The organism is Paenibacillus sp. fava2 (assembly GCF_058313675.1).
The window spans coordinates 4,190,709-4,209,483 of the sequence record NZ_CM177755.1 but is presented as its reverse complement, the minus strand read 5'-3'; the positions used below and the strand labels follow the sequence as shown (position 1 = coordinate 4,209,483).

Annotated in this window: 20 protein-coding genes; 19 read left to right on the top strand and 1 reads right to left on the bottom strand. The window is 54.0% G+C overall.

The window, feature by feature from the left end; translation table 11 throughout:
* Positions 1–75: 75 nt before the first annotated feature.
* The 4 genes from AC4G46_RS18225 (at position 76) to AC4G46_RS18210 (ending at position 2,034) form a co-directional block, all read left to right on the top strand.
* Positions 76–279, top strand: a complete 204-nt coding sequence (locus tag AC4G46_RS18225; RefSeq protein ID WP_491123973.1) for a DUF896 domain-containing protein — start codon at positions 76–78, stop codon at positions 277–279.
* A gap of 48 nt (positions 280–327) precedes the next feature.
* Positions 328–855: a hypothetical protein gene (locus tag AC4G46_RS18220; protein ID WP_491123972.1), complete on the top strand. Its 528-nt coding sequence runs from the start codon at positions 328–330 to the stop codon at positions 853–855.
* Between the two features lie 40 nt (positions 856–895).
* Complete coding sequence (locus AC4G46_RS18215; RefSeq protein ID WP_491123971.1) at positions 896–1,681, top strand: HAD family hydrolase; 786 nt, start codon at positions 896–898, stop codon at positions 1,679–1,681.
* Between the two features lie 149 nt (positions 1,682–1,830).
* Positions 1,831–2,034 carry a hypothetical protein gene (locus AC4G46_RS18210; protein ID WP_491123970.1) on the top strand — a complete coding sequence of 68 codons (204 nt, stop codon included), beginning with the start codon at positions 1,831–1,833 and terminating at the stop codon, positions 2,032–2,034.
* Between the two features lie 233 nt (positions 2,035–2,267).
* Here AC4G46_RS18210 and AC4G46_RS18205 read toward each other — a convergent pair whose 3' ends face one another.
* Positions 2,268–2,489, bottom strand: a complete 222-nt coding sequence (locus tag AC4G46_RS18205; protein WP_491123969.1) for a hypothetical protein — start codon at positions 2,487–2,489, stop codon at positions 2,268–2,270.
* A 216-nt stretch (positions 2,490–2,705) separates the two neighbouring features.
* On the opposite strand from AC4G46_RS18205, the gene AC4G46_RS18200 reads away from it, so the two are divergent.
* From AC4G46_RS18200 to AC4G46_RS18130, 15 genes are all read left to right on the top strand, one after another.
* A complete protein-coding gene (locus AC4G46_RS18200) occupies positions 2,706–3,128 on the top strand; it encodes a FixH family protein (RefSeq protein WP_491123968.1) in 423 nt (140 codons plus the stop codon).
* Positions 3,129–3,305: 177 nt separating this feature from the next.
* Complete coding sequence (gene metH / locus AC4G46_RS18195) at positions 3,306–6,683, top strand: methionine synthase (protein ID WP_491128921.1); 3,378 nt, start codon at positions 3,306–3,308, stop codon at positions 6,681–6,683.
* 206 nt (positions 6,684–6,889) lie between these two features.
* Positions 6,890–7,819 (top strand): ribonuclease Z, encoded by a 930-nt coding sequence (rnz, locus tag AC4G46_RS18190; protein WP_491123967.1) that lies wholly within the window; start codon positions 6,890–6,892, stop codon positions 7,817–7,819.
* Positions 7,820–8,150: 331 nt separating this feature from the next.
* Positions 8,151–8,939 carry an HAD-IIA family hydrolase gene (locus AC4G46_RS18185; RefSeq protein WP_491123966.1) on the top strand — a complete coding sequence of 263 codons (789 nt, stop codon included), beginning with the start codon at positions 8,151–8,153 and terminating at the stop codon, positions 8,937–8,939.
* A 46-nt stretch (positions 8,940–8,985) separates the two neighbouring features.
* Positions 8,986–9,801: an Fpg/Nei family DNA glycosylase gene (locus AC4G46_RS18180; RefSeq protein WP_491123965.1), complete on the top strand. Its 816-nt coding sequence runs from the start codon at positions 8,986–8,988 to the stop codon at positions 9,799–9,801.
* Positions 9,791–10,648: a deoxyribonuclease IV gene (locus AC4G46_RS18175; protein ID WP_491123964.1), complete on the top strand. Its 858-nt coding sequence runs from the start codon at positions 9,791–9,793 to the stop codon at positions 10,646–10,648. Before AC4G46_RS18180 ends, AC4G46_RS18175 begins: the two co-directional genes overlap by 11 nt.
* A gap of 5 nt (positions 10,649–10,653) precedes the next feature.
* Complete coding sequence (locus AC4G46_RS18170) at positions 10,654–10,995, top strand: cyclic-phosphate processing receiver domain-containing protein (RefSeq protein ID WP_491128920.1); 342 nt, start codon at positions 10,654–10,656, stop codon at positions 10,993–10,995.
* A complete protein-coding gene (locus AC4G46_RS18165) occupies positions 10,992–11,324 on the top strand; it encodes a thioredoxin family protein (RefSeq protein WP_491123963.1) in 333 nt (110 codons plus the stop codon). Before AC4G46_RS18170 ends, AC4G46_RS18165 begins: the two co-directional genes overlap by 4 nt.
* Positions 11,325–12,101 carry an ABC transporter ATP-binding protein gene (locus tag AC4G46_RS18160; protein WP_491123962.1) on the top strand — a complete coding sequence of 259 codons (777 nt, stop codon included), beginning with the start codon at positions 11,325–11,327 and terminating at the stop codon, positions 12,099–12,101.
* A gap of 1 nt (position 12,102) precedes the next feature.
* Positions 12,103–13,170 (top strand): SAM-dependent methyltransferase, encoded by a 1,068-nt coding sequence (locus AC4G46_RS18155; protein ID WP_491123961.1) that lies wholly within the window; start codon positions 12,103–12,105, stop codon positions 13,168–13,170.
* 123 nt (positions 13,171–13,293) lie between these two features.
* Entirely contained in the window at positions 13,294–14,796 is a 1,503-nt protein-coding gene (locus AC4G46_RS18150) for a serine/threonine-protein kinase (protein ID WP_491123960.1), read from the top strand.
* Between the two features lie 111 nt (positions 14,797–14,907).
* The gene (locus AC4G46_RS18145) at positions 14,908–16,461 is read left to right on the top strand and encodes an ABC-F family ATP-binding cassette domain-containing protein (RefSeq protein ID WP_491123959.1); all 1,554 of its coding nucleotides are present in this window, start codon (positions 14,908–14,910) and stop codon (positions 16,459–16,461) included.
* A 78-nt stretch (positions 16,462–16,539) separates the two neighbouring features.
* Positions 16,540–17,595: a ThiF family adenylyltransferase gene (locus AC4G46_RS18140; RefSeq protein WP_491123958.1), complete on the top strand. Its 1,056-nt coding sequence runs from the start codon at positions 16,540–16,542 to the stop codon at positions 17,593–17,595.
* Positions 17,596–17,612: 17 nt separating this feature from the next.
* Positions 17,613–17,915: a Dabb family protein gene (locus tag AC4G46_RS18135; protein ID WP_491123957.1), complete on the top strand. Its 303-nt coding sequence runs from the start codon at positions 17,613–17,615 to the stop codon at positions 17,913–17,915.
* A gap of 141 nt (positions 17,916–18,056) precedes the next feature.
* The gene (locus AC4G46_RS18130; RefSeq protein ID WP_491123956.1) at positions 18,057–18,764 is read left to right on the top strand and encodes a winged helix-turn-helix domain-containing protein; all 708 of its coding nucleotides are present in this window, start codon (positions 18,057–18,059) and stop codon (positions 18,762–18,764) included.
* Positions 18,765–18,775 lie beyond the last annotated feature (11 nt).

Genomic DNA, 18,775 nt, shown 5'->3' with positions numbered 1-18,775 from the left:
TTGCAGGGAGGAGACCTTGACAAGCTCTTTTTCTCATGGCAAAGTTAGAATGAATTTATAGGGGAGGGGAAAGCATTGAATATAGACGAATTGGTCGCACGCATCAATGAATTGGCACGCAAGCAGAAGAGCAGCGGCCTGACAGAAGAGGAACTGGCGGAACGCGCCCGGCTCCGCGAAATCTACCTGGGCAACATCCGCAGAAATTTCCGGGCACAGCTGGATACCATTGAGATTGTGGATAACGATGATCAGGGCAACAAGGGGCTTACGCATTAGTCCCGTGGCTTTGTCATAGATATTTTAGGACGACTAGGGGGAACTCACATGGCCCGTTCTTGGGAAAGAATGGTTCAACGCAATACCAAGCAAGTCAATAAGCAACGAAAGAAGCAAGGCAAGGAAACGATTTATGCTTCCAAATCATCTTCGGCTGCCGGAAGCAGTGATGTTTTTAAAGGCCGCAACATTGTATTTCCGATTGTGCTGCTCTTGCTCGGAATTATGTTCTGGGTAGTGGGCTCCATTGATGAAGCCCGGGGGCAGGGTATACTGGCCAACTGGCTGGGCGTTGTACTATACTTCTTACTGGCAGCCCTGATCTTCTTCCGCCGTCCTTTCCTGAAGGTTGAGCGGGCCAGAGTTTCTACCATTAAATATAACCGTGAGCGCTGGCTGCAGGCATCCGAGATTGAGAAGATTATCCTGTCCCGCAGCATGGTTGCCCTGAAATATAAAGGTAAACGCAAGCAGTGGGTGTTCTCCAGATTGCTGAACCGTTATGATACCGCAGCAATGGGAGCGCGCCTCGAGCAGTTCGCCAAAGCTAATAACATTGAAGTAGTGCACGAGTAGAAAGATAAGATAGACCAGCATAGGGAGAGGGAGCGTTATTATGCCGATTACCGCCGTACTATTTGATCTTGACGATACACTGCTCTGGGATGAACGGAGCGTCGAGGAAGCCTTCCGTGCCGCCTGCGAAGCAGCAGGTGACACTGTTGACCCTCATGAGCTGGAGGCTGCAGTCCGCAGGGAGGCCAGAAGCCTCTATGAATCTTACGAGACCTTTCCGTTTACGAAAATGATCGGGATTAATCCGTTCGAGGCACTTTGGGCGAACTTTACTGCCGGAGAGCAGCCGGAATTCCGCCAGCTGGAGCAGCTTGCTCCGGCATACCGCAAGGAATCCTGGCGCCGCGGCCTGGAAGCGCTGGGTATTAAGGATGAAGCGCTGGCTGAGCGGCTGGCTGCGAAGTTCGGTGAAGAACGGCGGAGCCGTCCGTATATGTATGAAGAGACACTGCAGGTTCTGGATGAGCTGCGGGGCAAGGTGAAGCTGCTGCTGCTGACCAATGGCTGCCCGGCCCTGCAGCAGGAGAAGCTAAATGGTGTTCCGGAGCTTATTCCTTACTTTGATCATGTAGTGATCTCCGGAAGCTTCGGCAGAGGCAAGCCGGATAAGGCAATTTTCCAGCATGCGCTTGAACTGCTTGATATCGCACCCGAGCAGGGGATCATGGTGGGCGATAAGCTCACAACAGATATTATCGGCGGCTTGTCGGCAGGCCTGACGACGGTCTGGATTAACCGGACAGAGAAAGAACCTGATCCTGACATTCAGCCGGATTACAGAATCGGTCATCTCTCCGAGCTGCTTCCGCTGGTCCAATCGCTATAAGTCTTTTCGAGCCGGTTCTCCTCTAGAGGAGACCGGTTTTTTCATGCACATAAGTGTATTCGACACAAGAATTTCCTGTTCCTCACATACATATTGTTCCAAATGAGGTATACTCGGTAAATACTTTCTATAAGGAGCTGAGTTATCTGATGGTGAGTCAACCCGGATTTTTTGTTGGCGGTGCATTTAGTATCTTTTTCTTTTTAATGTGGCTGGCATGTATAGGGGCAGGGATTGTTGTGTTTGTTCTTTTTGTAAAGCTTGCGCTTAGAGCTATTACAGCTCTGGATTTATATAACCATTCGAAAAACCTGGAAATCCGCGAGCGTTACGAAACGGTCCGGAAGGACTGAAATGAGGAGAACGGATGGATGATCGGATAGCGATTGTAGCCGAGAATAAAAAGGAAGTTGCGCCGTCAGCAGCCCCGTTAGTCCTAACTGTGCGGAGCGTGTGCATTCACATACCTGAATCTGCATTAGACAACGCTAAAAAGCTGCTTCCGGCATCCAGCCGGAGGCAGCTTTTTAGCCGTGGATGCAGTTAAGCGGCAGAACGGCGTTATTAACCTTGTTAACTGATCAGTTTAACTGCCCTTTACTCTTCGTTCATAACCGGTGATGTAGTCAAGCCCGGCCTGACTGAGTCCGTTTCCGGTTCTGTCCGTATAACCGGCCTCCTGAATGTGCTGCAGCGCCACAATAAAGTCTCTTTCATCTATGCCGATTTGTCTGAAGTGAGGCTCTCCCTGTTCTTGCAGCAGCTTTAAAATGTGATACACAGGATCTTTGTTAATCAATGTACTCAACAACCCTTCTGAAGTCATTATGGCGACAGCTTATGCTGAGAACGGCCTCATGGTTACTGGGAGAGCGTTGGGACAGGCAAGGAATATGCCGCTTTTAATCCTGTTAACGATTAATACCGGGGCAATATTTAAAATTATATGTATAATAGAAACAGAATGGATTACTCGCGCTGTAAGCTTCGAATGGAAATCACTATCCAATCGGGAGGATGCCGGATGATCAAACCTAAGCAGCTGTCGGCTGCACTATTTATTGTTGCTGCGATTTCACTGGGAGGCTGTTCAGCAGGCAGTACAGAGCATGAACACATGCACGCTGCGGCAAATGTCTCTATGGAACCTATCAAGGTGGAGCTGAGCTGGAGTCCGGAGCAGGGCAGGGTAAATGAGCCGGTCCTATTTCAGGCGGTGGTTACCCAGGCCGGTGAACCGGTGGATGACGCCCGGGAAGTGCTGTTTGAAATTGTCAGCAAAAATGATGAGACGGAAAAGCTTGAGCTGAAGGGAACCGCTGCCGGTAATGGCGTATATGAGGCGGAGACGGTGTTTGAACAGGAGGGCGGGTACAGCGTAACTTCGCATGTAACGGCCCGTACGCAGCACTCCATGCCCAGCAGGGAGCTTACGGTTGTACCTTAACAGCGCTGCCCCCGGAACCGCCAAATAATAACAATTATGCAGAGTGGAAAGCAATGCTTTCCGATTTCGCTTTATTCTGCTAAACTAACTCTAATGTTTTTCGGGGGGGATTATGAAGTGGCTAAATATACACTTGCTGAGAGCTTGCAGCAGCGCATACTGATTCTGGACGGAGCAATGGGTACAATGATTCAACAGGTTCCCCTTACCGGAGAGGATTTTGGCGGTGAAGAGCTTGACGGCTGTAATGAAATGCTGGTGCTTACGCGTCCTGAAGTCATCCAGAGTATACATGAGAAGTATCTGGAGGCCGGCGCAGATCTGATTGAGACGAATACCTTTGGCGCGACCTCGGTCGTGCTTGCGGAATATGATATCCCGCAGAAGGCGCGGGAGATTAATCTGGAAGCGGCCAGGCTGGCCCGGAATGCCGCAGACAAATACGATACGCCGGAGCATCCGCGTTATGTAGTTGGAGCGATGGGACCGACGACCAAGACGCTGTCCGTTACTGGCGGCGTGACCTTCCAGGAGCTGGTGAGCAGCTATCAGGAGCAGGCAGTAGCGTTGATCGACGGCAAGGTAGATGTCCTGCTGCTGGAAACCTCGCAGGATACGCTGAATGTAAAAGCGGGCAGCATCGGAATCCGCAATGCTTTTGAAGAAACCGGCATTGAGCTGCCTGTTATGATCTCCGGTACAATTGAGCCGATGGGCACAACACTGGCCGGCCAGAATATTGAAGCTTTCTACATTTCGCTTGAGCATCTGAAGCCGATCTCGATCGGACTGAACTGTGCGACCGGGCCGGAGTTCATGCGGGACCACATCCGTTCGCTGTCAGAGATTTCTTCCGCGGCGGTGAGCTGTTATCCGAATGCGGGGCTGCCGGATGAAAACGGAAATTACCATGAATCGCCCGAGTCGCTGGCCCGCAAGCTGGCTGGCTTTGCCGAGAAGGGCTGGCTGAACATTGCCGGCGGATGCTGCGGAACGACACCGGATCATATCCGGGCTATGGCTGAAATGATCACGGCGTATCCGCCACGCCAGCTGAACGGGACTCACCCGCCGGCCTTATCGGGGATTGAGCCTGTATATGTGGAGGATGCCAACCGCCCGTACATGGTCGGAGAACGTACAAACGTGCTGGGCTCACGGAAATTCAAGCGTTTGATTGTCGAAGGCAAATACGAGGAGGCCTCGGAGATTGCCAGGGCACAGGTCAAGAGCGGGGCGCAGGTGATCGACGTCTGCGTACAGGACCCGGACCGCGACGAGAGCGAAGACATCAAGAAGTTCCTGGAGCTTGTCGTCAAAAAGGTTAAAGTGCCGCTGATGATTGATACGACTGATCCGAAGGTTATTGATCTGGCACTGCAGTATTGCCAGGGCAAGGCGATAATTAACTCCATTAACCTTGAGGACGGCGAGGAGAAATTCGAGCATGTTACCCCGCTGATTCACAAGTACGGGGGAGCAATTGTAGTCGGTACCATTGACGAAACCGGACAGGCCATCAAGGCGGATGACAAGCTTGCGGTTGCCAAGCGTTCCTACGATCTGCTGGTCAACAAATACGGCCTGCAGCCGGAAGACCTGATTTTCGATACGCTTGTGTTCCCTGTAGGTACCGGGGATGAGCAATATATCGGATCGGCCAAAGAAACGATAGACGGAATCCGTCTCATCAAGGAAGCTCTTCCGGGAGTGCACACCATTCTGGGCATCAGTAACGTCTCCTTCGGGCTGCCGGAAGCTGGCCGTGAAGTGTTGAATTCGGTGTTCCTGTACGAATGCACCAAGGCCGGACTGGACTATGCGATTGTAAACACCGAGAAGGTGGAGCGTTATGCCTCCATTCCGGATGAGGAGCGCAGGCTTGCTGAAGAGCTGATCTACAATACAAATGATGAGACCCTGGCTGCCTTTGTCGCTGCCTTCCGTGAGAAGAAGGTGGAGAAGAAAGAAAAGATCTCCAATCTGTCTCTGGAGGAGCGGCTGGCCTCTTATGTTGTCGAAGGAACCAAGGAAGGTCTGATCCCTGACCTGAATGAAGCTCTGACCAAGGACAGTCCGCTGGAAATTATCAACGGCCCGCTGATGGCGGGTATGTCAGAGGTGGGAAGGCTGTTCAACAACAATGAGCTAATCGTCGCTGAAGTGCTGCAAAGCGCTGAAGTAATGAAGGCCTCGGTTGCCCATCTGGAGCAGTTCATGCAGAAAGATGAGACCGCTGTGAAGGGCAAAATTATGCTCGCAACCGTCAAGGGTGATGTTCATGACATCGGTAAAAACCTGGTGGAGATCATCCTGTCCAACAACGGCTACCAGATCATCAATCTGGGGATTAAGGTGCCGCCTGAGAATATTATCGAAGCCTTCCGCCGGGAAAAAGCGGATGCGATCGGCCTGTCCGGTCTGCTGGTTAAATCGGCGCAGCAGATGGTCACCACGGCACAGGATCTGCGTTCAGCCGGCATTGACGTGCCTATTATGGTAGGTGGCGCGGCGCTGACCCGCAAATTCACCAAAACCCGGATCCGGCCGGAATATGACGGCCTGGTCCTGTACGCGAAGGACGCGATGGACGGCCTTGATATTGCCAATAAGCTGATGAATCCGCTGGAGCGGGTCAAGCTGGAAGAAGAGGTGCGCCAGGAAGCTGAGGCTGCGGTAGCGGTAGCTCCGAAGCAGGAAATGCCGGAACTGACCCGGGCTGTCCGCTCGAAGATTTCAGCGGATGCGCCGGTGTTCACTCCGCCGGATCTGGAGCGGCATGTACTGCGGAATTATCCGCTTGGCCACATTGTTCCTTATGTGAATATGCAGATGCTGCTCGGCCATCATCTCGGCCTGCGCGGATCGGTGGAAGCCCAGCTCGCTGCCGGAGACAAGCGTACGGTTGAGCTCAAGGAGACGGTCGATGATATTCTGCATCAGGCCATGGTTGAAGGGACGATTGCTCCTCATGCAATGTACCAGTTCTTCCCGGCGCAGTCACGCGGCAACGATATTCTGATCTACGATCCGCAGGACCAGTCGAGCGTGCTGCATACCTTTACTTTCCCGAGGCAGAATGTAGAGCCTTATCTGTGCCTCGCTGACTTCCTGAAGCCTGTGGACAGCGGTGTAATGGACTATGTCGGCTTCCTGGTTGTGACGGCCGGGCACGGCGTCCGTGAAATGTCGACCGAGCTGAAGGAGAAGGGGGATTACCTCCGCTCCCATGCTCTGCAGGCTGTCGCGCTGGAGGTGGCCGAAGGGCTGGCCGAGCGTGTCCACCACATGATGCGGGATACGTGGGGCTTCCCTGATCCGGCGGATATGACAATGAAGCAGCGGCACGGTGCACGCTACCAGGGGATCCGTGTTTCCTTCGGATATCCGGCCTGTCCGGACCTGGAGGATCAGGGGCCGCTGTTCAAGCTGATGAAGCCGGAGGACATCGGCGTCCAGCTTACAGACGGCTTCATGATGGAGCCGGAAGCCTCTGTCTCGGCGATGGTCTTTGCCCATCCGGAAGCACAGTATTTCAATGTGGAGAAGCTGTAGTCTCCCGTACTGAACCTCAACTTAGCGAAGGAGGAGCGATCCTTTTTCGGCAGCGGACCTCCCGTAACCGGGAGGTTTTTTGCTGGTAATAGAGAGCTCTAGAAAGAAAATGTGCTTTCAGCGCCCAAAAAGGGTAAAATTCAGTTCAGAGACTAAGCGGCTACGGCTGCAGTGCATATTAAAGAGTGAAGAAGGGAGGATCTGGAATGGAAATCTATTTTCTTGGCACCAATGCCGGAGTGCCTACAATACAGCGCAATGTAACCTCGGTGGCCCTCAGGCTGATGGAGGAACGGCGCAGCTTCTGGATGTTCGATTGCGGGGAAGGGACACAGCATCAGGTGCTGCGCTCGCCGCTGCGGCTCGGCAAGCTGGAGAAGCTGTTCATTACCCATCTGCACGGTGACCACCTGTTCGGTCTGCCCGGCCTGCTGTCCAGCCGCGGCTATCAGGGAGGTACGGCCCCGCTGACGGTGTACGGGCCGCCGGGGCTGAAGGCTTTTCTGGATGTGTCCCTGTCAGTCAGCCAGTCAAGGGTTCCCTATAAGCTGGAGATTGTTGAGCATACAGGCGGACTGATCTTCGAGGATGACGCGTTCAAGGTAGAAGCGGGTCTGCTGGAGCACCGGATTGACAGCTACGGATACCGGGTAACAGAGAAGGACAGTCCAGGCAGCCTGAATACAGAGCTGCTTCTGAGTTACGGGCTGAAGCCCGGCCCGCTGTACGGAAGACTGAAGAAGGGTGAGGATATCACGACTGAGGACGGAACAGTCGTCCGGGCGGCTGAGGTAATCTGTGAGCCGAAGAAGGGGCGGATTGTAACTGTGCTGGGCGATACACGTCCATGCCCGGGCAGTCTGCCGCTGGCCCGGGGGGCGGATCTGATTATCCATGAAGCAACCTTCGCCCATGATCTGGCGGATATGGCTTATCAGTATCATCACAGCACGGCTGCACAGGCGGCGGAGCTGGCCAGTCAGGCGGGCGGCCGAGAGCTGCTGCTGACCCACTTCAGCTCACGCTATGTAACACAGGAGGAGCTGGCCCCGCTGCTGGCGGAGGCACAGGCCATTTTCCCGCAGACGCTGCTGGCCGAGGAGTTCTGCACATTCCCGGTATACCGGAGAAAGTAAGCGGACTTTAGGTCCGGAAAATAACCGGGGAAATCAAAATTATTTTCCGGGAAAGCGCAGGAAATGACAGGGAGCTGTCAAAAAAACACCGTCACTGCAGCCGTTCGCTAACGTTCGACTGGGTACGTTAAATTTTAAGTAAAGAGGTGCCGCTTACTCTACGAAGCAGTGGAGATTATGACGAAACCGGGACGCCGCTGAGGGGCTAATGGTACATTGTGACTAGTATTATCATCCGGCAAAAGCAGAGGTTTTGAGCTGTCTAACCTAATTTAATTGTGTTAATAGTTAATGATATTAATAAAAGATTCAGGAAGAAGGAGGCTGCTGTATGAAGAATATCGGAGGCTTGCTGATAGATCTGGACGGAACGCTGTTTCACGGCGGGCGGATGATACCCGGAGCGGATAAGCTGATCGAAGGGCTGCGGACGGCAGAAATTCCTTTTTTATTCGTAACGAATAATTCGTCACGGACAGCGGCCGGCGTGGCTGCGCATTTGCGGGGAATGGGGATTGCGGCAAAGCCGGAGGAGGTGTGTACCTCGTCGCTTGCGGCTGCTCGTTATATCGCCGGGGAATTACCGGAGGCGCGGGTGGCGATACTTGGGGAAGAGGGACTGGTTGATGCCTGTGCGGCAGCAGGCCTGAAGATTGTTGAAGATGATCCTCAGTATGTGGTTCAGGGCATTTATAGAGCTTTTACATATGATTCACTTGCAAGGGCTTCCCGCTGGATTATGGGCGGTGCAAAGTTCGTGCTGACCAATCCGGATTTGATGCTCCCGTCTGATGACGGGGTTATGCCCGGAGCAGGGACGATTGGTGCTGCAATTGAGGCGGCAAGCGGTGTTGCACCAGTGGTGATCGGCAAGCCGGAAGCGTATCTGATTACCTATGCGGCGTCTATACTTGGTATCAAACCGGAAGAAGCGGTTGTTGTCGGAGATAATATGCGGACAGATATTTCGGCAGGAGTGAATGCCGGCTGCAGGACGGTGCTTGTGCTGACAGGCCTGACTACAGAGGAGAATCTGGAGCATTATAAAACCGTTACAGGTGTGGCTCCTGACGAAATTTGCAGTGATTTAGCTGAACTTATGGCAATGCTCGGTGTATAATGGCAAAGGTGTGAGTTTTTTACCAACCTCGAAGGGACGATGATCAATGCCGGAATTGCCGGAAATGGAGAACTACAGAAGGCTGCTTAGCCAGCATCTTATAAATGTACCGATTACGGGTGTGACCGTAAACCGGGAGAAGACGGTTAACATGGAGGCGGAAGCCTTCAAAAATGCCCTGCTTGGTGCCCGTATTGTATTTGTGGAGCGCCGGGCGAAGCATATTCTGTTCCATCTGAATGACGGGCGCAGGCTGCTGCTGCATCTGATGCTGGGCGGGCTGCTGTATTACGGGACAGAGGCGGAGCGTCCGGACCGGACTACCCAGGTGGAGCTGGCCTTCGGTGACAAGATCCTGTATTTCATGGGACTGCGCCTGGGGTATCTGCATCTGCTGTCGGTGAAGGAGAGCGAAGCGGCGATGGGCAAGCTGGGACCGGAGCTGCTGGACCGCCGGATGACGGCGGAGCGGTTTGCGGCGCTGCTGAAGGGACGCAGAGGTGCGCTTAAGACGCTGCTTGTGAACCAGCAGGTGATGGCCGGCATCGGCAATTGCTATGCGGATGAAATTGCTTTTGAAGCAAGGCTGCTGCCGTCGGCCCTGGTACAGAATCTGTCCCCGGAGGCCGTTACGCGCCTGTATGACAGTGTGCGCAAGGTACTGACGGAAGCAACCGAAATCGGCGGATACATGGAAATGCCGTTTATGGCGGGCGACAGCGTGACCGGCTCGTATAATGACCAGTGCAAAGTGTATGACCGTGAAGGCGAATCGTGCCTGCGCGGCGGGGGAAACATTGTTAAAGTTGAGCTGTCCGGCCGCAAGGTGTTCTACTGCCCGGACTGCCAGCATGAAGGATAGCCCCAAGATCGGGGCGCATGTCAGCATCCGGGGCGGATACGGCCGTGCGGCCAGGTTCGCCTGGGAGAGCGGTGCGGCATGCTTTCAATATTTTCCGAAGAACCCGCGCAGCCTGAAGCTGAAGCCGCTTGATGTGCGGGATGCAGAGGAATGTGCGGACTTTTGCCGCAAGCATCAGATGGTGTCCATTGCCCATACCCCTTATCCGACCAATATGGCCGCGGGGGCTGCCGGTGCTTCCCCAAGAAAGGTTATGGTGGAGTCGCTGCGCAACGATCTGGAGATCGCCGAAGCCTGCGGCTCGCTGGGCATTGTTGTGCATTTCGGAACCTTCGGCGCGCTTGAGCCGTTACAAGGCTATCAAAATATTATACAATGTATGAATGAAACGCTGGAGGCCTGGGAGGGCCGGGCCAAGCTGCTAATTGAGAACCAGGCCGGCAATCACGGGCGTGAAGGCATGACGCTGGAAGAGCTGGTCAAGGTCCGCGAGCTTAGCCGTTATCCCGGCAAGATCGGCTTCTGCTTCGATACCTGCCATGCTTTTGCCGCTGGCCTCTGGAACCCCGAGCAGACTGAAGAGCTGCTCAGACGCGGAACAGAGCTGGGCTACTGGCCTCAGCTTGTTGCGGTTCATCTGAATGATTCCATGTTCCCTTACGGGCTGCGCCGGGACAGGCATGCGGGCATCGGGCAAGGGTATATTGGTGAAGACAAGCTGCGGGAGCTGCTGCTCACGGAGCCGTTCCGCCGGGCTGCCGTTGCCATGGAGACGGCCAAAGGTTCTGACGGTACCCACCGCGGGGAAATCACAGCTGTACGCAAATGGTATGAAGCGGAGGGTTAGCCGTGATTAATATATTTATGGATGATTACCGCAAGCGGCCTGAGGGCTTTACGCTGGCCAGAACGACTGAGGAATGCCTGCTGCTCCTGCGTGAATGTGAGGTCAATATTCTGTCTTTGGACTATGACATGGGTCCGGACGATTACAGCGGGGATGAGGTGGCCAGGCGGATTGTGCTGGAAGGGCTGTATCCGCGTGAAATCTATCTGCATACCTCAAGCCCTGCAGGCCGCAAAGCCATGTATGAGCTGCTCTATGCTGCAATACCTGAAGGGACCGTGCTGCATAATGGTCCGCCAGGTTATGAGCTGCTGGCAGCAATCGCAGCCGGAGTGACTGCGATATGAAGGTATTTAAGCAGATGAATGAACAGGAGCTGACGTTAGCATTGCAGCAGCCGGGCGAGCCGCTGGTGGTTTTCCTGCATACGCCGCTGTGCGGAACCTGCAAAGCCGCCCGGCGCATGCTGGAGGTGGCAGCGCATCTGCTGCCTCCCGGCCTCGTAATTGCTGAAGCGAATGTAAATATGCTTCCGGGGATCGTCAGCCGCTACCGCATATCAAGTGTGCCGGCGCTGATGACGGCCGCGGCAGACCGGACTGACGGGCCGGAAATTTTGTATTCGATGGGCTCTGTAGAGCAGATGCTGGATTACATAAGGAGAGTGGCCTCATAAATGATTTCATTACAACATCTTACCCTGCGGAGAGAGCAAAGCCTGATTCTTGATGATGTATCCCTGGATATGAAGCCAGGCGAAAACTGGGTCATCCTGGGACGGAACGGCTCCGGCAAAACAACGATTCTCGAAATGATGACGGGCTATCTGTTCCCGAGCAGCGGATCAGTGGAAGTACTCGGATACAAGTTCGGGCAATGTGATGTCCGTGAAGTGCGCAAGGAAATCGGTTATATCGGACCCTCCCTGATGGAAAAGCTGTCGCTGAGCGATCCTGTCTGGGAAGTGGTGGCTACCGGCGCATATGCATACCTGCGCTTCTATCAGGCAATTCCGCAAGAGGTTAAGGAACAGGCAATCAAATTGCTTGAAGATATGAATCTGGGCGGGCTGGCCTATCATCCGTTCGGCACCCTGTCCCAGGGTGAGCGCAAGAAGGCGATGCTGGCCAGATGTCTGATCGCTGAACCAAAGCTGCTCATCATGGACGAGCCCTGCGCCGGTCTTGACCTGTATGAACGGGAAAAAATGCTAGCGGAAGTTGACAAGCTGAAGCAGCGCAATGTTTCGGTCGTCTATGTTACTCATCATGTTGAAGAGATCGTACCGCTCTTTACCCATGTGGCGCTGATCCGTGACGGCAAGCTGGCCGGCTCCGGACCCAAAGAAGAAGTATTAACGAAGGAAATGATCATGGCTACATTTGATATTCCTGTGGATGTTGAATGGGATGGCGGTCGTCCCTGGATAAAAATCAGACCTGGAGGCAATTGATTTGAACGATTTAACACAAGAAACCGGAGCGCAGGCTGCTGCTCCTGAGGATAAAATCCTGTCCCGCTATATCTGCACCGCCAATCACGGCTTTGCCCCCTATGCCCAGGAGGAGCTTCGCCGCCTGTTCGGGGCGGTGAAGAGCACGCTGCTGCTGCCGGGAGAGATTTTTCTCGCTACGCTGGAGGGCGAACCTGCTGATATAGCAGAGGTGCTGAGCAGTAATCCGCCCATCTTCCTGCGGCATATCCAGCCGGTGGAATTTCAGGACCAGGGCGATATGTCCGCTTTGGAGCGGCTGGCGGTTTATCTGAGCCGGCGCAGTGAGCTGGAGGGCCAAAAGGTGTCCCTGCACGTCCGCAAGGGTACCGCTTCCTTCTGGCCGGACAGTCCCGGTGAGCTGCGCGAGTGGCTGCAGGAGCGGCTTTCAGACCTGGAAGCTGACTTTACAGTACAGGAGCCTTCCTGGATCATTTCCGTTTATGCGGACGGGGATGCGCTATACGCCGGGGTCTCCCGGCCGGAAGATAACCTGTCCAGCTGGAACGGCGGGATGATCCGCTTCCGCAAAGAGGACGGGCAGATCTCGCGGGCCAAGTTCAAGCTGATGGAAGCCGAAAAGGAATTTGCCATTCCGTTCTCAAGCTTCCGGAATGCTGTGGATATCGGCGCTTCGCCCGGCGGCTGGACTTCGTTCCTGCTGGAACGCGGCCTGAAGGTTACAGCAATTGATCCGGCGCTGATGCATGAATCGCTCCGCAATCAGCCGAACCTCAAGATTCTGCGCAAGAATGCCGGCGAAGTCAAATTCAGTGATAGTGAATTTGATCTGCTCGTATGTGACATGAGCTGGAGTCCCAAGCTGATGGCTAAGCTCGTCACCGGACTGCTGCATAGCCTCGCACCGGGCGGAACGGCCGTAGTTACCGTAAAGCTGATGCATAAGAAGCCTATGGCAGTGATCAAAGAGATCATCGCCATGTTCGAAGGGGAACGGATGCAGCTCCAGCGGGCAAAACAGCTTTTCCATAACCGAGATGAAATAACGCTTTATATGATTAAATATTAATCATGTAATTAACATGATTAACCGGGAAAGCCTCCCGTTGTCTGCGCCTCCGGCCTTGAGCCGGTCCGGCTGCAGCACGGGAGGCTTTCTTTTTTTATAATCCAATCGAAGGAGAGACAGCTAATGACTTTTGAATCGAAGCTTGCTGAAGGGCTTCTTCTGGGCGGGCGGTACCGGATTATACGGAAGCTTGCCTCGGGGGGGATGAGTCATGTATATCTGGCTGAGGATATGCGCCTGCCGGGCCAGTACTGGGCGGTGAAGGAGAGCTTCGGCCAGAACGAGTGTTACGCTGCTATAGAAGCGGAGGCAGGGCTGCTTATTTCCCTGAATCACCGGCTGCTTCCGCGGGTTACGGATTTCTTTCCGCCGGATGAACAGGGCTGCAGCTATCTGGTTATGGATTACATCGAAGGGGTAACTCTGGCCGAATACATAAAGACTAACTCCGGCCCGCTGGCGGCTGGAGAGGTGATCTCCTATGCCTGTCAGCTGCTTGAGGTGCTGCAGTATCTTCATAATCATCGGCCGCCTGTAATCTACCGGGATCTGAAGCCGGCCAATATCATACTGACCGGAGCCGGAGGGCTGAAGCTGATTGACTTCGGTATTGCCCGCAGCTTCAGAGCCGGAGCAGGAGAAGACACGGAGAAGCTGGGAACGGCAGGCTTCGCAGCCCCCGAGCAATACGGAGGCGGGCAGAGCGGACCGGCGGCAGATTTATATGGTCTTGGAGCGCTGCTGCTCTATATGGCTTCCGGCGGACTATACAGCAGCTGGGGACCCGGGATGGAGAAGGTGCTGCAGCCGCATTTTCCGGACCGGCTGATTCCGGTCATCCGCCGGCTGCTGCGTTATCATCCTGAGGAGCGCTATCAGAGTGCGGCTGAAGTGCTTGAGGTACTTCAGCCGCTGGTTGAGTCAACACAGAGAAAACGGACTGAATCACCGCCTGATAAGCCTGCTGCTGTGCGGACCACTGCCGTTATCTCCCTAATTGGCGTTGCTGCAGGTCTGGGAACTACCCATACCTCGCTGGCAGCGTGCAGCTTTCTGGCAGGGAGGGGGAAGACGGCATGGGTTGGCCTCAGTCCGGACTCTACAGTGTACGAACGTTTTTGCAGCCTGCTGGATTTGCCTCCGGGCTCGAAAGAAACAGGGGCAGAGAGGCTGCCTGTAAGCTGGAAAGGTATCGATTTCTGGCCGCGACCCGAGCAGGGGGAGCTGGCGGCGCTGACAGATGGAAGCTATGCATTCCTCGTTGTGGACCTGGGCACCGGAGGTTATGCAGGTGACCTTGAAGCTTTTAACGGTAGTGATGCAGCGCTGCTGCTGGCCTCCGGGGCAGACTGGCGGCTGGAGGATACGCTTCGCTGGCTGCGCCGGAGCGGTCTTTCACCGGAGACGGGAGCATGGCGGATTTGCCTGCCGCTGGCCGGACGCGGGTCTGTGCAGATGCTGTCCACTGCACTCGGCGGGCAGGTTAACGTATCGGCACTGCCATTTCAGCAGGACCCGTTTCAGCGTAAAGGCAAGCTGATCCATATGCTCGACCGCCTGCTGACAGAGACGGGAAAGCTCCATTTGCCTGTAAAACGCAGTGGAATATTTCAGAAAAGGATATAAAACCGCTAAATTCCTGTTTCAGAGGGGTAGGCCACTGTGCTAAAATGGTCGTTATATGCACAGACAGATATAGCGTCATGTTATAAATAGATAGGAGCTTAACGAGAATTTATGAGTTTACTTACTGTAGAAGATGTTTCACATAATTTTGGTGATCGGCAGCTGTTCAAGAATGTGTCATTCCGCCTGCTTGACGGCGAGCATGTCGGATTTGTTGGGGCGAACGGTGCGGGCAAATCGACGCTGATGAATATTCTAACCGGAACCCTGCTTAAGGACAGCGGAAGAGTGGAATGGACGCCGCGGGTACGGTACGGTTATCTGGATCAGCATACCAATCTTGCACCGGGCAAAACTGTGCGGGACGTGCTTAAAGACGCCTTTTTGCCGCTGCTGGAGCTGGAGAAGGAAATGATGGCAATTACGGATAGAATGGGCAAAGCTTCACCGGAGGAGCTTGAACTGCTTCTGGAGCAGATGGGTGAAATCCAGGAACAGCTCGATATCGGTGATTTCTATCTGATCGATGTTAAAGTGGAGGAAATGGGCAATGGCCTCGGACTCTCGGCGATCGGGCTGGACCGTGATGTAGCTTCACTGAGCGGGGGACAGCGGACTAAGGTGCTGCTGGCGAAGCTGCTTCTGGAGAAACCGAATGTACTGCTGCTCGATGAGCCTACCAACTACCTGGATGTTGAGCATATCGACTGGCTGACGAACTACCTGAAGCAATATCCGTATGCTTTTATGCTGATTTCCCATGATACCGAATTTATGAATAAGGTCGTTAATGTCGTGTATCATCTGGAATTCGGCAAGCTTACACGTTACACGGCTAACTATGAGAAGTTCCTGGATATGGCCGAAATGAACAAGAACCAGCATATTGAAGCCTATGAGAAGCAGCGCGAATTCATTAAGAAGCAAGAGGATTTTATCCAGAAAAATAAAGCGCGCGCCTCTACTTCGGGCCGGGCGAAGAGCCGTGAAAAGCAGCTCGACCGCATCGAGCGAATCGATCGTCCGGAGGAAGCGACCAAGCCGAGCTTCTCGTTCAAGGAGAGCCGCTCCAGCGGTAAAACCGTGTTTGAGGGGATCGACTTTGAAATCGGCTATGACCGCCCGCTGCTGCCGAAGCTGAATATGATGATTGAACGCGGTGACAAAATTGCGATCGTCGGCAGCAACGGAGTGGGGAAATCTACACTGCTGAGGACCATTCTGGGTGTGATTCCGCCAATCAGCGGAAAAACCTATCAGGGAGATTACCTGAACACTGCTTATTTCCAGCAGGAGGTGAAGGCTGCCAACGTTACGCCGATTGATGATGTTTGGAATGAATTCTCGAGCCTTACCCAGAATGAGGTGCGCGGCCATCTGGCCCGCTGCGGACTGAAAAACGAGCATATTACCCGCCCACTGAGCATGCTCAGTGGGGGCGAACAGGCTAAAGTACGCCTGTGCAAGCTGATGATGCGTGAGAGCAATTGGATTCTGTTTGATGAACCGACCAATCACCTTGATATTATTGCCAAGGCTGAGCTTAAGCGGGCATTACAGGAGTACAAAGGTACTGTGCTGCTTGTCTCCCATGAACCGGAGTTTTATGAGGATTGGGTAACGAAGACCTGGAATGTTGAGCAGTGGTCTGCACAGAGGGTATAGAATAATTTCAGAGATCCGGGTAAAAGCGGCTATGAAAGCTGCTGATTCCCGGATTTTAGTATAGGAGGTTGTTCAGGAATGAGTGACAGCAATCATACCCAAGTTACCGGCCGGAACGGGCGTTATTCCCGGCAGGTGCGCTTTGCACCATTCGGTGCCGGAGGTCAGGCAGGGCTTGCACAGGCCAATGTATTAATTGTAGGTACAGGTGCGCTGGGAACCGGCATTGCAGAGACTCTGGCCCGCTGCGGTGTGGGAAGGCTGATTCTGGCTGACCGGGATTATGTGGAGTGGAGTAATCTTCAGCGCCAGCAGCTCTACACGGAAGAGGATGCCCGTCTGCGCACTCCCAAAGCCGAGGCGGCCAAGGTCAGGCTGCAGCAGATTAATTCGGAGATTCAGATAGAAGCCCATGTGATGGATGTGCGTGCGGAAGAACTGGAGAGCCTGTTGTCCCGGGTAGATCTGATCATGGATGGCACAGACAATTTCGACACCCGTCTGATCATCAACGATATGGCTCAAAAACACGGCATTCCCTGGATATACGGGGCCTGTGTCGGCAGCTACGGCGTTACATACACCATTCTTCCGGGAGAGACACCGTGCCTGAATTGCCTGCTGGGAACCGTTCCCCTGGGAGGAGATACCTGTGATACGGCGGGCATTCTGCCGCAGGCGGCGCAGCTGGTAACTGCCAATGCTACCGCAGAGGCGCTCAAGCTGCTGGGCGGCCGGCGCGAACAGCTGCGCGGGAGACTGCTGAGCTTTGATGTGTGGCGTAATGAACACCAGGAAATAGGAGTGAAGGCTGCGAAAAAAGCAGACTGTCCGTCATGCGGCAGCCATGCGGTCTATCCTTATCTGACCGCAGCCAACACGGAGCGCAGCGATGTGCTCTGCGGCAGGGATACCGTGCAGATCCGGCCGCCTCAACGCCGGCAGCTTAATCTGCAGGAGACAGCTGCCAGGCTGGCCAAGCTGGGCACCGGCAAGGTGGACAGTAATCCGTATTTAGTCTCGTTTACAGAGGAGCCGTACCGTCTGGTCATCTTTGCTGACGGCCGGGCCTTGATTCATGGAACCAGTGATATTGCCGCAGCGCGCAGCATCTATCACCGGTATTTTGGCTGACGAAGGGAGAACACAGGATGGAGACAGGGACAATCCGGCACATGGCACTGTTTACGCTTAAGGTTCCGGCAGATTCCAGGGAGGCGCAGACCTTCCTTAAAGACGGCGAAGAGATTCTTAGCAGTATTCCGGTTGTACGCCAGTTTGAGGCGCTGCGCCAGATAAGTGCCAAGTGTGAATATGACTTCGGCTTTTCAATGGAGTTTGCGAATCAGGAGGACTACGACAGCTATAATAATCATCCGGACCATCAGGCTTTTGTAAGCGAGAGGTGGGAAACCGAGGTTGCGAAATTTCAGGAAATTGATCTTCTGAAATAATTCATTGCAGCAGACTGCAGGCACATATAGAGCAGGAAAGACCCTTCCTTCCGGAATGGTCTTTTTGCTTTGTGGGGACTCTAAGCATTATCTGCGGCGGGATTACCGTTCTGCAAGGCTGATGGATGCGGGGTAAAAACGATGAATGAAACAATCGTTTGGTTCAGGGCTGGGGGAAGAGATGGCGGGCAGAGGGAAGCGCAGCTGAGTGAGCTGGGGCTTCAGACAGCAATAAGCGAAGATCCTGAGGATCTTCGCTTATTGTTAACCAGAATGCAGCCTGTACTGCTGCTTGCGGAAATTTGTGATGCCGGGGCATGGCCGGGGTGGGAGATCATCTCGGAGTACCGGTCGCAGGGGACCTTTATACCGGTAATGGTAATAGCAGGCGAGGGAAGCAGCGAGGAGGCAGTTGCCGTATTTGAAGCAGGCGGAAATGAATATATGAACAGCCCGCTCCATGACGAAGAATTCAGATGCAGGGTGAAGAACCTGCTCTGGCTCACCGGACGCCGGCGCGGCATAGAATCATTGATCAAAATCGACGGCCTGATGCTGGATGCAAGCCGCAGGCTGGTCAGCCGGGACGGAATCAGGCTCAGCCTGACCCCCAAAGAATTTGACCTGCTGTATTATCTCGCTGTTAATCAGGGAGAAATCTGCCCGCGGGACGAGATTTTACGGCATGTCTGGGGATACCATTTTCATGCGGATACCAATGTGGTCGATGTGTACATCAGACATATCCGGATCAAAGTGGATAAAGGTCACCGGAACAAGCTGATTCATACGGTGCGCGGCACCGGTTATGTACTGAGGGCGCCTGGCGGCAGCCCCTCAGGTGTATAACTGTATTTTCA

Excerpts from the sequence above, each read along its gene's own strand:
- AC4G46_RS18140 (WP_491123958.1), top strand. The coding sequence starts at position 16,540 with ATGAGTGACAGCAATCATACCCAAGTTACCGGCCGGAACGGGCGTTAT.
- AC4G46_RS18165 (WP_491123963.1), top strand. The coding sequence starts at position 10,992 with ATGAAGGTATTTAAGCAGATGAATGAACAGGAGCTGACGTTAGCATTG.
- AC4G46_RS18130 (WP_491123956.1), top strand. The coding sequence starts at position 18,057 with ATGAATGAAACAATCGTTTGGTTCAGGGCTGGGGGAAGAGATGGCGGG.
- AC4G46_RS18185 (WP_491123966.1), top strand. The coding sequence starts at position 8,151 with ATGAAGAATATCGGAGGCTTGCTGATAGATCTGGACGGAACGCTGTTT.
- AC4G46_RS18175 (WP_491123964.1), top strand. The coding sequence starts at position 9,791 with ATGAAGGATAGCCCCAAGATCGGGGCGCATGTCAGCATCCGGGGCGGA.
- AC4G46_RS18200 (WP_491123968.1), top strand. The coding sequence starts at position 2,706 with ATGATCAAACCTAAGCAGCTGTCGGCTGCACTATTTATTGTTGCTGCG.
- AC4G46_RS18210 (WP_491123970.1), top strand. The coding sequence starts at position 1,831 with ATGGTGAGTCAACCCGGATTTTTTGTTGGCGGTGCATTTAGTATCTTT.
- AC4G46_RS18135 (WP_491123957.1), top strand. The coding sequence starts at position 17,613 with ATGGAGACAGGGACAATCCGGCACATGGCACTGTTTACGCTTAAGGTT.
- AC4G46_RS18160 (WP_491123962.1), top strand. The coding sequence starts at position 11,325 with ATGATTTCATTACAACATCTTACCCTGCGGAGAGAGCAAAGCCTGATT.
- AC4G46_RS18180 (WP_491123965.1), top strand. The coding sequence starts at position 8,986 with ATGCCGGAATTGCCGGAAATGGAGAACTACAGAAGGCTGCTTAGCCAG.
- metH (WP_491128921.1), top strand. The coding sequence starts at position 3,306 with ATGGGTACAATGATTCAACAGGTTCCCCTTACCGGAGAGGATTTTGGC.
- rnz (WP_491123967.1), top strand. The coding sequence starts at position 6,890 with ATGGAAATCTATTTTCTTGGCACCAATGCCGGAGTGCCTACAATACAG.
- AC4G46_RS18215 (WP_491123971.1), top strand. The coding sequence starts at position 896 with ATGCCGATTACCGCCGTACTATTTGATCTTGACGATACACTGCTCTGG.
- AC4G46_RS18145 (WP_491123959.1), top strand. The coding sequence starts at position 14,908 with ATGAGTTTACTTACTGTAGAAGATGTTTCACATAATTTTGGTGATCGG.
- AC4G46_RS18150 (WP_491123960.1), top strand. The coding sequence starts at position 13,294 with ATGACTTTTGAATCGAAGCTTGCTGAAGGGCTTCTTCTGGGCGGGCGG.
- AC4G46_RS18220 (WP_491123972.1), top strand. The coding sequence starts at position 328 with ATGGCCCGTTCTTGGGAAAGAATGGTTCAACGCAATACCAAGCAAGTC.